We start from the raw sequence: 13,406 nt of genomic DNA on the forward strand, positions 1-13,406 counted from the left end.
CTGAGGAGGAATAAAAATGGACAAAATCCTTTTCGAACAGATTCCTGATTTATTCGCAAGTGTAGGCGATCTGTTCATAGAAAAAAAAGAAGAATTATGTGAAATGGACGCCCGCCTGGGAGATGGGGATCTCGGCCTTACCATGAGTAAAGGCTACGGTTCTCTTCCCGATATTATGCGCCAGGAAGCAGACGGTGCTGCCGGAGATGTAGGGAAACTCCTTATGAAATCCGGCATGAAAATGTCCTCCCTGGTTCCGTCCACAATGGGATTTCTTATGTCAACCGGTATTATGGAAGGCGGAAAAGCCCTGAAAGGAAAAACCGAGATAGACGCTGCCGGGCTGGCCGCTTATCTCACAGGTTTCGCTGCCGGCGTTCAGAAACGAGGCAAATGTGAACCAGGTCAGCGCACGATCTATGATTCTATTCTACCAGCCGCACAGGCAGCTGATAAAGCAGCCAAAGAAGGAGCTTCTCTCCAGGAAGTTATTACCAGAGCACTGGAAGCAGCCAAAGCCGGAGTGGAAGCAACGAAAGATATGGTTCCTGTTTTCGGAAAAGCCGCTGTACATGCTGCACAATGCGTAGGAGTCGAAGATCAGGGAGCTGTGGCCGGTTATTACAAAATTCTGGGATTAAATAATTATATTTGTAAATAATTCAGCTTTTCAAAACAGCCGCAGTCCATTAAAATAAGGACTGCGGCTGTTTGTATTTTATAAGGCATGAAAGGAGGCACTTTATTTGCTTGCAATTTCACGTCAAAATCTCATAAAAGAACTTTTGCAGGAAAACAAAAGCGTTACTATTGCAGACCTTGCAGTCCGCATGAACGTAACCCGTGAAACCATCCGCCGTGACCTGCGCGCCATGGAACAGGAACATGAGCTGATCCGTACCCACGGCGGTGCGTACATCCTGGATGGTGTCCAGAATGACCTTGATATTTCCACCAGACAGGTTCTGAAAACAGAGGAAAAAAAGGCCATCGCACTGAAATGTGATGCCCTGATCCAGACCGGAGAGATCATCTATCTGGACAATTCTACTACAGCATGGTTTATTGCCAACAAGATCGCCAGCAGGAAACTGACAGTTGTCACGAACTCCCTGGAGATTGCCAATATTCTGTCCTCCTCGCAGACTATTCATCTGTTCCTTATCGGAGGAGAATATTCCCACAGGACCAAAAGTTTCGAAGGAAGCAGTACACACCGCAGCCTGAAACAATATTTCTTCGATAAGGCATTTATCTCCTGCAGAAGTGTCGATATCGAATTCGGCATCACGGACACCAGTGATACTTCCGCAGTGATCCATCATCTGGCACTCTCCCATGCCAAACAGAAATATCTTGTAGTAGACCACTCCAAACTGGATAAGGTTTCTTTTACCAGCGTGGCACCTCTGCCAGAGCTGGATGGTATTGTCATGGATACGGAATTTTCCCCTGAATGGAAGGATTTCCTGGACAGAAACAATATCAGATATTACTGATATCAGGCATTTCAGATCAGAACAAATGCAGTCATAATTTGCAACGCCTTGAATGGCAGGTTCTCCGGAACCTGCTTTTTCTATAAGAAATTATTATTCTATAGGAATCTACTATAGAAATTTACTCCATTCAGCGCCAAAAAGAAGCCGCTGCTTCATAGATTTTCATCTGTTTCGCAGCGGCTCTGTTCATAGGGTTCCTGTTTTATTTTTTATCTACGTATTTCTCTACAGGTTTGATTCCCATCTTCTCGAAGGATTCTTTGAACGGCTCATAAGCAATACCCTTTTCTGTGATAATACCTGTAACCAGACTGTGATCTGTTACATCGAAGGATGGGTTTACAACGCCAACTCCTTCCGGAGCCATACGTTTCTCATACCACATTTCTGTAACTTCTTCGCTTTTTCTCTGCTCAATGTGAATTTCATCACCTGATTCCAGAGTCATATCAATAGTAGATGACGGTGCGCATACATAGAACGGAACTCCGTAATGTTTCGCAATAATGGCAACTCCGCTTGTACCGATCTTGTTAGCGAAATCTCCATTGGCAGCTACACGGTCACATCCTACGAAGATGATTCCGATCTTGCCGCTCTTCATGGTATAGGATGCCATGTTATCGCACTGTACATAAGTATCAATGCCTGCAGCCTGCATTTCATAAGCACTTAATCTTGCGCCCTGCAGAAGTGGACGGGTCTCATCACAGTAAACATGAAGATCTTTTTTCGGATCCCAGCCATGTTCCAGAGCAATGTACATTGGAGCTAATGCAGTTCCATATTTGGCAGTTGCCAGTGTTCCTGCATTACAGTGCGTCATGATTCCCACACCTTTTCCGAGTTTCTCCAGAAGTTCAAATCCGTAGGTACCGATATTTCGGCTGATCTGAATATCCTCTTCTCTGATATTGTCTGCTTCTTTCATCAAACGGACTTTCAGTTCCGGAATATTCATATGATCTTTCTCTGTAAGCATTACATTGTGCATACGGTTCAGAGCCCAGGAAAGGTTAACTGCTGTAGGTCTGGAGGAGTTGATGTACTCCATCATCTTTGTGCATTCTTTTACGAATTCATCTTTATCTTCTGTTTCGATCTGATTTGCAAGTACATAGTAGGCATATGCGCCTGTAACGCCAATCGCCGGTGCTCCTCTTACTCTCAGTGAATAGATTGCTTCCCAGATGTCTCCTGCTGTGGAAATGTTAAGATATTTACACTGGTTCGGCAGAAGTGTCTGATCCAGGATCACGATCTCTTTTTTATTTTCCGCAAGTTTTACGGTATCCAGATTAAGTGCATTTTCCATAATATCCATCTCCTTTTATCAGTTATGTTCTTTATGCATCTACTTCAGCAATTGCATCTGTCAGAGTCTTCAGGAAACACTTGCCGCATTTCTTATCATTTCTGTTCTTGATGAAATCAATGGCAGCTGTGATACAGATCTTCTCTGCACGTGCACGTTTCGCTTCATCTGCAATCGTTGTGATATCTTTTACATTTGCCATACCAACAATACGGCGAATCATTTCCAGACCAGTTACTGCTGAAGTATCTTCAATGATGGTATCCATATAGTATTTCTTGTACAGCTCATTCTTGCACATTGTATCTGTTACATGTTCATCATAGTATTTTTCCATTTTCTCTCTTGTCATGTTGATGACATCTACCAGAACATCTTCTACCCATTTACAGAAGTCTGCTGCGCCTGCTGCATCACCGTTTGCCCATGCAAAGATCATATTTGCGATCACATTACCAATATCATATCCCATCGGCCCATAGAAGCAGAACTCAGGGTCAAATACCTTTGTACTTTCATCATTAATGAAGATAGAACCTGTATGTAAATCACCGTGGATCAGGGACTGTGCTCTTGTCATGAAGTCCATTTTTAATTTGGCAACTTCACAGTGAAGTTCCTGGTCATCATAAAGTTTTTCTTTTACGAAATCTGCGATCGGAGGGAATACATGGTTGCGTCCTCTCTCGTCGTTATATGGTTCTGTGTATACCAGAGCTTCTGTGATATCACATAATTCCGGATTGATAAATTTACGCTGAAGTTCTTTTTTCTCCTGATGATCCATTACCACATCTGTGGTTCCCATAAGAACCTGTGCCATGAATGTGGAAATCTGATCTGCGAATTTCGGGAAAATTTTATGTTCCAGCATTGCTGTACGCATGATCTCATGATCACTTAAATCTTCCATGCCGCATGCGCTCATTACTGTATCATAGAAATAAATCTCCGGTACATATCCAGGTGCAAGTTTGCCTTCCAGAACAAGAATCTCAGATTCGATCCTGTTTCTGTCTGTATCCAGTTTCATATCAGCAGAAATACGTGTCTCCACACCAGCCTGTTTGATAATTACGCTATGGCCCTTTGCGTCAGTTACTTTAAATACGTAATTAAGGTTTCCATCTCCGATTTCCTTTGCAGTCATGCTTTCTGCATCCCACTCGATCTGCGGAACTTTTTCCTTTGCATATTCAACTGCATCATCAGCTTTCATAAGAAAATAAGAATCATAGTTTGACATATTTTTTTCCTCCATATTCTGTCTGTCGTTTTATCTGTCTATCCGTTATGATATCTGTCATAAACTGTTCTTTATTAATCTTCTTTTACAGTGATATACGCTGCAACCAGTGCAAGGCAAAGAACCGCACCTTTAACTGCAGGAAGTACATAGTAAACAACACCGCACATTGTCAGACCATTTTCCAGTGTGGAAATAAGAAGAGCACCTACAACTGTTCCAAGTGCGTTTGGTCTCTCAGCTCCACCTACAGAACGTCCGATAAATACTGCTGCCAGGGAGCTCATCAGATAACTGTCACAGCTGTTGATCTGTGCTGCGGAGTTACGGGAACATACAACGATACCTGCAACTGCGATAAATACAGCTGCGAACATACCTGCCATAAATCTGTATTTCTTAACATTGATACCGGAAAGTTTTGCTGCGGTTTTGTTTCCGCCCATTGCATATAAGTAACGACCATGTTTGGTTCTTTCCAGAAGTACCCAGCATACTACTACGCAGAGAAGCATGATGATAATGATATACGGGGATTTACCGATGTTCATAGAACCGTTTGTCCATCCTTTACGGATAGGTGTGATATCTCCTCCGTGGAATGCACCGAACCATTTCGGAGCACTCAGACCAGCTGATACAGCACTACCACCTGTAAAAGCAAGGCCAAGACCTGCATGTACGAACTGCAACGCACAGGTTGCCAGCATATCCGGAATCTTGCATACAAGAATCAGGAACATTGTCAGCAGATACATTACCATTGTAAACGCAATTGTAAGAACAATTGCCAGCCACAGCGGAGCTCCGAACCACAGGAACAGTGCTGCGAAAACATAGGCACTGAATGTACCCAGCGTTCCGGCTGACATATCGAATCCATCCGGTGCCATAGATACTGTTGCTGCAAGAGCAAAAATCGTAACTACAGACATGGATCGAAGAATATTCATCAGGTTGTTAACTGAAAAAAATGCTGTACCTCTGATAGTGGTAAAGATGATAACTGAAACTGCCAGAACGATCACAGCAGCCCAGCTCAGCAATCCTTTCCCAATCGTTTTCATCTTTGAATTCTGAACCATATTATTTTCCTCCCAATACATTGATGCCTGATATCTTTACAGATATCAGCCTGCATATTTCTCCTCCGAACCTGTAGCATAATGCATGATCTCATCTTCGGTGGTTTTTGCAGTTTCAAGTTCTGCCATGATCCTGCCGTCAAACATGACATACATACGGTCTGTTATGGATAACAGCTCCGAGTTCTCGCAGGTAGCATAGATGACACAGTTTCCGTCTTTCGCGATCTGATTGATCAGATGGAAGATCTCCTGCTTCGCACCAACGTCTACACCTTTTGTAGGTTCATCAAAAATATATACATCACAGTCTGCTGCCAGCCATTTGGCAACAGCAACTTTCTGCTGGTTTCCTCCTGAAAGGTATGCAACCTTCTGTTTTACTGAAGGGGTCTTAATACTAAGACTCTCTACATATTCTTTTGCTTTCTGTGCTGTCTCGCGGTCATTTACGAAAGACATGGTACAGAAATCCCCAAGGCATGCGGCAGATACATTAAAGGTTACTGTCTCTGCAACAAGTACGCCCTCTTTACGTCGTTCCTCAGGTACCAGCGCAATTCTGTTCTTTACGGCATCGGACGGATTCTTGATCTTAAGCTCCTTGCCATTTAATGTAAGCGTACCTCCCGATTTATGGTATGCACCGAAAATAGTTTTACAAAGTTCTGTTTTCCCTGCACCTACCAGACCGGCAAGTCCGACGATTTCTCCTTTTCTAACATACATAGACACATCTTTTACACGATTTTCCCGTTCAGACAGATGTTCTATGACAAATGATTTCTCTCCAATCTCACATGTTTCTTTCGGGAAATTCTCTTCGAAAGAACGTCCAAGCATTTTATCAACGATCTCTTTCGAAGTTGTCTGTGGTGTGATCGGAGTGGTATCCACAACTTGTCCGTTTCTCATAACTGTGTAAGAATCACAGATTCGAAGGACCTCCTGGATACGATGTGTAATAAAGATAATAGCAATATTTTCTGTTTCTCTTAAATGTTTTACAACACGGAACAGTTCCTCTGTTTCCGTATCTGATAATGGTGCTGTCGGCTCATCCAGTATCAGGAAATTACATGAATTCTGAACCGCACGTGCTATCAGGACCATCTGTTTCTGCGCCAGTGTCAGTGTACCACACCATCTCTTTACATCAATATTAATATTCAGGCGGGCCAGAGCTTCTTTTGCATCTTTTCTAATTTTTCCATAATTGATAAACTGTTTATGCCCCATGTTCATGACCATATCATTAAACATTACATTCTCAGCTACTGAAAGTGTTGGGATCAACGCCATATCAACTTCCTGATATACAATCTGGATGCCTAGTTTCTTTGCGGCAGCCGGATTTCTCAATTCCACGACGTTTCCGTTATATAAAACCTCTCCTGTGTAATCCGGATTAGAACCCGCCAGAACTTTCATCAATGTGGATTTACCTGCTCCATTGGCGCCCATAACTGCATGGATCGTACCGGTTGAAATCTCGAAATCTACATCTGAAAGAGCTTTTACACCAGGAAATTCTATGGAAACTTTTCGTGTTCCAAGTGTGATTTTATCCATATATTCCCTCTTTTCCGTAATTCTTTTCCGCCACAGATAATCCAGTACGGAAAAAGCGGCGTCGGAGCCTCAACCCCGACGCCTCACTTTACTTAGATATTTTCAGTATTAAATACTGTTCTCCCTAAAGGCTTAGTGTCCAAGTGTTGCTTCCATCCAGTCACATGTAGGCATCCAGGAAGTATCGGAGTAATCTTCTCCAGCAACTTCTGCCAGGTTTTCAATATTTATGCCGTCCTTAGAAGTAACCATTTCCTGGGTAACGATAACTGAAGGAATTTCCATCCATGCACCCGGATCTTCATAGTAGCAGGAAGCTGCTGCAATGTCATCATACTGATCTGCCATCTCAAGTGCTAATACACGGCATGCAAATTCTCCGTTAGATGTCCAGTTTGTAGTAGCGCAGGCTTTCCAGTTCTTTCCTTCCTGCATGAACTGAATATCTTCATTACAGATATCTACAGATACCATTGGGATATCGGAGTTTGCTTCACGCAATGCCTGATATACACCCTGTGCATATGCATCGTAGCAGCACCAGATACCATCGATCTCGTCTGCACTGTATTTCTGTAATGTAGCTGCTGTAACGTCACGCATGGATGATGTAGCATTCTGATCATCGATCGGTGCGATTCTTTCAACAGTCTTAATCTTTCCATCTGTTTCAAATGGTTCATAACCTGTCTGACGACGGTCAAACGGGCTGTTATATCCAGCACCCTGCTGAACCTGAAGAATGTTTACAGGCTCGCCGGCTTCTGTTTTCTCCGGATACATATCGAGAATAGTCTGAACCAGAGATTCTGCAAATCCTGCATCCTGCTGGAAGAACTGTGTAACACCATCGATCTTAGCAGTTTCACCGTTTGCATCTTTAAACGGGGTATCAAATGTAACAATCTTTAAATCCGGATACTGTTCCAGAATTCCTGACAGGAAATCATAAGCATATTCCTGACCGCCATGAGAAACCATTAATCCATCATATCCGCCCTGTGCGCACTGCTCAATGGTGCTCTTCCATGTATCTGCATTATCGTTGCAGAAGAATGTGCTTGCTTCCATACCAAGTTTCTCTGCTGTTGCGGTAAATGAATCCGACCACATCTGGAAGATAGTTGCTGATGACATGTACATGATATATGCTATCTTCTTGCCCGCTACCGGAGATTCGGTACTGCTCTCTGTTGTTTCCTCGTCTGCTGCCGCATCACTTGCGAATACAGGTACTGCTGAAACCACCATAGCTGCTGAGAGTAACGCTGCGATTAATTTTTTCTTCATGATATTCCTCCTTTTTAGGTATTTTGCCGAAGCTTTTTTGTTTTTGTGAGTTTATATTAACACATATTACCAATTTTGTAAACATACTAATGTGTCATTTTGTTCGTTTTTTTGCTTTTTAGTACTTTTATCCAATTATCGTCTTTATGTTTTGAACAAAAATTCCAATTTTTATCTGTATTTCTAAGTCAAAATCACCGAACAAGGCGCTATCCTTGTGCATATGTGCTAATTTTCGCTTTGTTTTTTTCGCACAAATTCTATATTGTTAATTAATTTTCAATCTTTTTATAATTAAAAATAGCAGTTATCTGTACAGATATCTGCTATTTTGGATGATATGTTGTTTTTTTTCCGTTTTTGTTGTATTTTATCAAAGGCAGCCTTTTTGCAATATTGTACATGCATAAAATGCAGTTTCCGTAGTGGCGATCACTGCATAGGCTTCTTTCGCTTCTTTATAGAAATCCTTTCTGGAGATCATTCCGCAGGCATCTGCACCTCTGGGATCATATTTGGCAACGATCTGTTTAAATTCGTCCCATACAGGGCATTCCAGGTCAGCATGACGCGGCTCTTTGTCCATGATCATTACAGGCTTGTCTACAAAATCATCCAGCGGCATCAGTGTCAGGATGGCATCCATAAGTTCTGTTGCCTTTAATCCATCACAGCGGATGAGGATACTGTTTTTCGCCATTGATGCAGCTGCAAAATTGGCATCTCCGATCACCAGTCTGTCTCCATGGCCCATTTCTGCCAGAACCTTCAGGAGCTCAGGTGAGAGGATTGGCGGTATGTTTCTTAACATATATTCACGACCTTTCTTTATTCTTCTGTTACCATTGTACGTCCGTCTGTTATTTTCAGTCAATTGACATGTTTTACCAATTTTTTCTCTTTATATTTGTTGCTTTTTTACTACTTTTGTTTCTTTTTTTATTAAAAGTCCACTTTTTTCACAAAAAAAGAACCTCACCGGAAAATCCGTCGGTTCTTTTATCTTTCTCATATATTTCAATGTAATTTATTTCTCTGTCTGATTATTCTTTACAGCTTTCATCATTTCTGCAAGTTCCTGATATTTACCTGTTACATAGCCGTAATTCCTGCGTTTATGAGGAAGCTGGCAGTTCGTACAGTCCTTCAGTCCTGTATCTGTATACCGGAAATTTCCACCGCATTTATCTCCAAGTGCATATAATGGACAATAGCAGAACAGACAATTAAAATCTTCCGGATCCGCACCTTTATGACATGGAAAAAATTCACACTTCTTATGGCTGAAATAAGAATACTCCTTACCTTCCCAATACGGTTTATCCATCTTCGTCTCCTTCTTCTGTAGCCGCGCTTTTTATTTTCTCCTAAAAAAAGAGGGAGCGATGCTACTCCGGGGTAGAATAAAAATCCGTTCATGAGTGCGCGGAGGGAACGAATAAATCCGAAGTAGTATCGCCTGCCATTTAATCATGTATAATTCATAAAGAACAGGCGCATTCCATAAAAAATGTCTGCCTTCATCGAAAAGCAGACAACACTCCGAAGCTGCGGATTCAACGGAGTTGGTTGTTACACTTTACACGGAAGTTTAACCTCGCCATACCAAGCAGGTTTCCTGGCTCCAGGCTCATCGCTCCTCTCTCCTTCTCATGCTATGGCACAATGGATTCTCGAGATTCGCTCCTCTGTTACAGTGACCGGATCGCTCAGGTTTCTCACCTGATTCCCTCTCTCTGTACCGTTTCTTTTACGGTATCAGCACTTAATATGTTCTGTATGGAATTATACTGACGTTATAGTAACACTAACTCTGCGGAATGTCAACTATTTATCAATGTTTTATACGATTTTCCTATATGATTTTTCAGAATACAAAAAGGATCCTGTCGGAGAGATTCTTATGTCACAGAAACATTATGAAGTAATTTCTTATGACATAAAAAGGCCACGGAGAATATGTGATCTCCATGGCCCTGTATGTGTTTGTTTTTATACCAGTCTTCTTACAGATACAATTGTTCTGTATGCTGCATTATCACTGATCTTGATACCGTCTACGGAGTTAGACGCATGTACGATCTGTCCGTTGCCCATATAAATGGCTACATGACCGCCGTAGCAGATCAGATCTCCTGGCTGTGCATCTGCGTAGGATACTTCTGTACCTGCATTCTGCTGTTCATAAGATGTTCTCGGAAGGCTTACACCGAAGTTGGCATATACACTCTGTACGAAACCCGAGCAGTCAGCACCGTTTGTAAGGCTTGTTCCACCCCATACATACGGATTTCCTACGAACTGCGTAGCGTAATCCACTACAGCAGATCCTGATCCTGAAGAGGAAGAGCTTTCTGAGCTGGAAGCGGACTGCTGGCTTTCATATTCCTCCTGGGATACTGTGTTATCGGAATCGATCACGTTTCCGTACTCGTCATATTCCACATCGTCAGAAGTTTCTTCTGTATCATCTTCAGAGGAATCTGTGTTATCGATCACATTGCCGTCTTCGTCATATTCCACATCATCTGAAGTATCTTCTGTATCTTCGATCACATTTCCATCTTCATCATATTCTACATCATCTGAAGTTTCTTCGTCTGCTTCCTCAGCTTCTGCTTCTTCTTCAGCTGCTTCTGCAGCTGCTGCCTCAGCCGCCTGCCTTGCTGCTTCTTCTTCAGCCTGGCGTCTTGCCTCTTCCTCTGCTGCAATTCTCTCAGCTTCCAGTCTCTCGATCTCTGCTGTCTGTTCTGCAAGAAGGTTGGCATATTCTGTAGCCTGCTGCTGTGCATATGCGATCTCGTTCTCATAGTCTGCGGATGCAGATTTTTTCTCGTCGATCTGACACTGCAGTACATAGGACTGTTCTTCATAAGAAGATTTCATTTCTTCCAGTTCTGCTTTATCTGATTCATACTGAGCTTTCAGATTCTTTACTTCTTCAATAGTATTTACATATTTATCCAGGTTCTTTCTGTCCTGCTCATACATCTGCTGTGTATTCTCAGCTCTTGTGAGCAGATCACTGAGATCCTCTGAATTCAACATCATCTGGAACCATGCAGTGTCTCCGCCCTGTTCATACAGACACTGGATACGTTTCTTCATGTTCTCATACTGTGTATCACGGGCTTTCTGTGCTTTCGCCAGATCCTGCTTGGTTTTAATAATGTCTACTTCTTTATTATCAATATCGTTCTTAAGAGTGTCAATGGAAACCATTACGCTCACAAGGCTGGAATCCAGTTCAGAGATTTCACTCTCAAGCTGTGCTTTCGCATTTGCCAGCTCATCCATACGGGAATAGGTAGCATCAAGCTGCTGGCTTGTGATCGCCTGCTCTTCTCTTAATTCATCTTCTCTGGATGCGCTTACACTGACAACCTGCATTGTGCTCATCATAAGCGCCAATGTCAGACATACAATTCTTTTCTTCATGACCTCTCACCTTTTCATATTTCTTGTTACTGTTCACTCCATGCCCGACAAGACATTTCTCTCGGTATGCTACGGATTTCGGCGTATAAGCAGTAACCATCTCTTTTCTATCATGTAATATTTTTGCAATATCTAATTCAATTCCCGTATATATTAACATATAATTACGCTAAACGCAAGGTTTATCCAGGAAAAAGTTTAAATTTCTGTAACATTTAGTAACCTTTTTGAAATCAATCAGGAATTTTACACAAGAAAACGGCTTCCCATGGGAAACCGTTTTCTTAATTATCTTATTTCTGTTACATTTTCTTAAATCAGTCAGATGTTTCCGGCTGAAGCAGGAGATTTACCTGATTCAGTTAAAAAGATCTGCAAGAATCTGATCTGCTGTCATGTTCAGGTATCCATCCGGATCAGAAAGAGTGCTTCTGTTCCATCTGAAATAATTACCTCTTCGGATATAGTTACCACTGGAAGTATGGTAATCATATTTGGTATATCCGGCATATCTGGACATATATTTCTGAGCCAGTGTGATCGCCTGGCTGGAATAGCTTCCACTTGGTGTCGGGGTACCTGAAATCTGTACACCTGCATTCGGTGTAGAGTGAACGATCACTGCACTCTTATCTTTGCACTGTCCCAGAATGATCCATGTATGACCGCTGTCATATCCAACATCACCTGGATATACTTTCCAGTTGCTGCTTGCCAGGTTCGCCTGTGTGCGAATACTTCCCCATCCATTGGACTTATACAGGCTTCCGATTTCTCCTGATACTACTGTATAACCGCTTCCGATACCGGACTTGGACTGCATGATCTGATATGCTGCCCATCCCACGAAACCGGAACAGTCAAATCCTTTCGCTCTGTTTGCTGTACTTAAATCTCTGTAATTATTATAGTCATAACTGCTGCTCTGGCTGTTATAGAAATTCGTCATCGTGGAACTGATGCCTTTTCTGGTGGAGTCATTCCATCCGCCGCCCCATACATACAGAGCCTTTCCTACTGGCTGCAGTGCACCTGCCAGATAGTTCTTAATGGTCTTTGTGCCCGTAGGACTGGTCGTATCAATCATAACACCATTTGAATTAAACTTATACTTTTTGCCGTTAATAGTCACCTCTCCGGTAGCCATCACACCAGTAGATTTATCAAAATAGTATTTATTATAATTAATCGTCTTCCAGCCTGTGACCATCTTACCGCTGCGGGTATTGAAATAGTAGGTCTTTCCACTGAGGGTTGTAAAACCTTTGGCCATAATACCATCGGATGATTCGAAGTATCTGGATTCATTCTTGGAATTCTTCGCCCATCCTGTGAGCATATAGCAGGCACTTGTAAAATATCTTGTATTTTTCTTACTGTCTGTCAGGAATGTCTTACATGCAGCTACGCCGCTCTGGCTGTAGAAATAATATTTCCTGCCTTTCAATGTGAGCCATCTTGTCTGCATGTAACCGGTTCTGGTATTGAAATATCTCTTCTGGCCCTTGGAATCCGTTACCCATCCGGTAAGCATCACGCCTGCGCCCTTGCTGAAATAACGTTTCTGGCCTTTGGAGTTCTTGACCCATCCTTTTACCTGTACGCCCGTACTCTTATTGAAATAGTATTTCTTTCCGTTCAGCTCCAGCCATCCTTTCAGCTTGGAACCGTCTTCTTTTATGTAATATGACTTGCCATTAATGGTTACAAAGCCGGTCTTCGTCTTCGCCTGCACATCTGAAGCATTAAAAAGTACAGATACCCCTACAGCAAAAAACAACAGGAGCAGAAGTATCCCCCAGCTTCTAAACTTCTTGTTAACGTTTTGCATATATACCTTCCTTTTCTTTCATTTTTATTATCTGATAAGATAATATTTTTTTACAATGTTGTTACGTTTCTATGACCCTATTATATTACATCTTGAATAGTCCGTCAACATACAAGTAAAATTATGT

At 42.1% G+C, this 13,406-nt stretch carries 11 protein-coding genes and 1 riboswitch; of the genes, 2 read left to right on the top strand and 9 right to left on the bottom strand.

The genetic code is table 11. From position 1 onward, the window contains the following. The first annotated feature begins 16 nt into the window (after positions 1 to 16). Both R8695_RS13755 and R8695_RS13760 read left to right on the top strand, forming a co-directional pair. Positions 17 to 661 carry a dihydroxyacetone kinase family protein gene (locus R8695_RS13755; protein ID WP_154779633.1) on the top strand — a complete coding sequence of 215 codons (645 nt, stop codon included), beginning with the start codon at positions 17 to 19 and terminating at the stop codon, positions 659 to 661. 85 nt (positions 662 to 746) lie between these two features. Beyond that, positions 747 to 1,499, top strand: coding sequence for a DeoR/GlpR family DNA-binding transcription regulator (locus R8695_RS13760; RefSeq protein WP_118511094.1), 753 nt, complete (start codon positions 747 to 749; stop codon positions 1,497 to 1,499). A 205-nt stretch (positions 1,500 to 1,704) separates the two neighbouring features. On the opposite strand, the gene mtnA is transcribed toward R8695_RS13760, so the two are convergent. From mtnA to R8695_RS13805, 9 genes are all read right to left on the bottom strand, one after another. Beyond that, a complete protein-coding gene (mtnA, locus tag R8695_RS13765; protein WP_154779632.1) occupies positions 1,705 to 2,826 on the bottom strand; it encodes an S-methyl-5-thioribose-1-phosphate isomerase in 1,122 nt (373 codons plus the stop codon). Positions 2,827 to 2,848: 22 nt separating this feature from the next. Continuing rightward, positions 2,849 to 4,063 (bottom strand): S-methyl-5-thioribose kinase, encoded by a 1,215-nt coding sequence (gene mtnK, locus R8695_RS13770; protein WP_154779631.1) that lies wholly within the window; start codon positions 4,061 to 4,063, stop codon positions 2,849 to 2,851. A gap of 74 nt (positions 4,064 to 4,137) precedes the next feature. Further along, positions 4,138 to 5,148 (bottom strand): ABC transporter permease, encoded by a 1,011-nt coding sequence (locus R8695_RS13775; protein ID WP_118511100.1) that lies wholly within the window; start codon positions 5,146 to 5,148, stop codon positions 4,138 to 4,140. Between the two features lie 45 nt (positions 5,149 to 5,193). Continuing rightward, complete coding sequence (locus tag R8695_RS13780) at positions 5,194 to 6,720, bottom strand: sugar ABC transporter ATP-binding protein (protein WP_118511102.1); 1,527 nt, start codon at positions 6,718 to 6,720, stop codon at positions 5,194 to 5,196. Between the two features lie 132 nt (positions 6,721 to 6,852). Next, a complete protein-coding gene (locus R8695_RS13785; protein ID WP_118511104.1) occupies positions 6,853 to 8,010 on the bottom strand; it encodes a substrate-binding domain-containing protein in 1,158 nt (385 codons plus the stop codon). 373 nt (positions 8,011 to 8,383) lie between these two features. Then, complete coding sequence (locus tag R8695_RS13790; RefSeq protein ID WP_118511106.1) at positions 8,384 to 8,821, bottom strand: RbsD/FucU family protein; 438 nt, start codon at positions 8,819 to 8,821, stop codon at positions 8,384 to 8,386. Between the two features lie 216 nt (positions 8,822 to 9,037). Further along, positions 9,038 to 9,337 (bottom strand): cysteine-rich small domain-containing protein, encoded by a 300-nt coding sequence (locus tag R8695_RS13795; RefSeq protein ID WP_118511108.1) that lies wholly within the window; start codon positions 9,335 to 9,337, stop codon positions 9,038 to 9,040. Between the two features lie 264 nt (positions 9,338 to 9,601). Next, positions 9,602 to 9,794, bottom strand: a riboswitch (cobalamin riboswitch). Positions 9,795 to 10,002: 208 nt separating this feature from the next. Then, on the bottom strand, positions 10,003 to 11,448 hold the full coding sequence (locus R8695_RS13800; protein WP_118511109.1) for a C40 family peptidase: 1,446 nt from the start codon (positions 11,446 to 11,448) through the stop codon (positions 10,003 to 10,005). Between the two features lie 358 nt (positions 11,449 to 11,806). Beyond that, positions 11,807 to 13,279: an N-acetylmuramoyl-L-alanine amidase family protein gene (locus R8695_RS13805; RefSeq protein ID WP_118511111.1), complete on the bottom strand. Its 1,473-nt coding sequence runs from the start codon at positions 13,277 to 13,279 to the stop codon at positions 11,807 to 11,809. Positions 13,280 to 13,406 lie beyond the last annotated feature (127 nt).

Origin of the sequence: Blautia luti (assembly GCF_033096465.1) — a bacterium.
Taxonomy (GTDB): domain Bacteria; phylum Bacillota; class Clostridia; order Lachnospirales; family Lachnospiraceae; genus Blautia_A; species Blautia_A luti.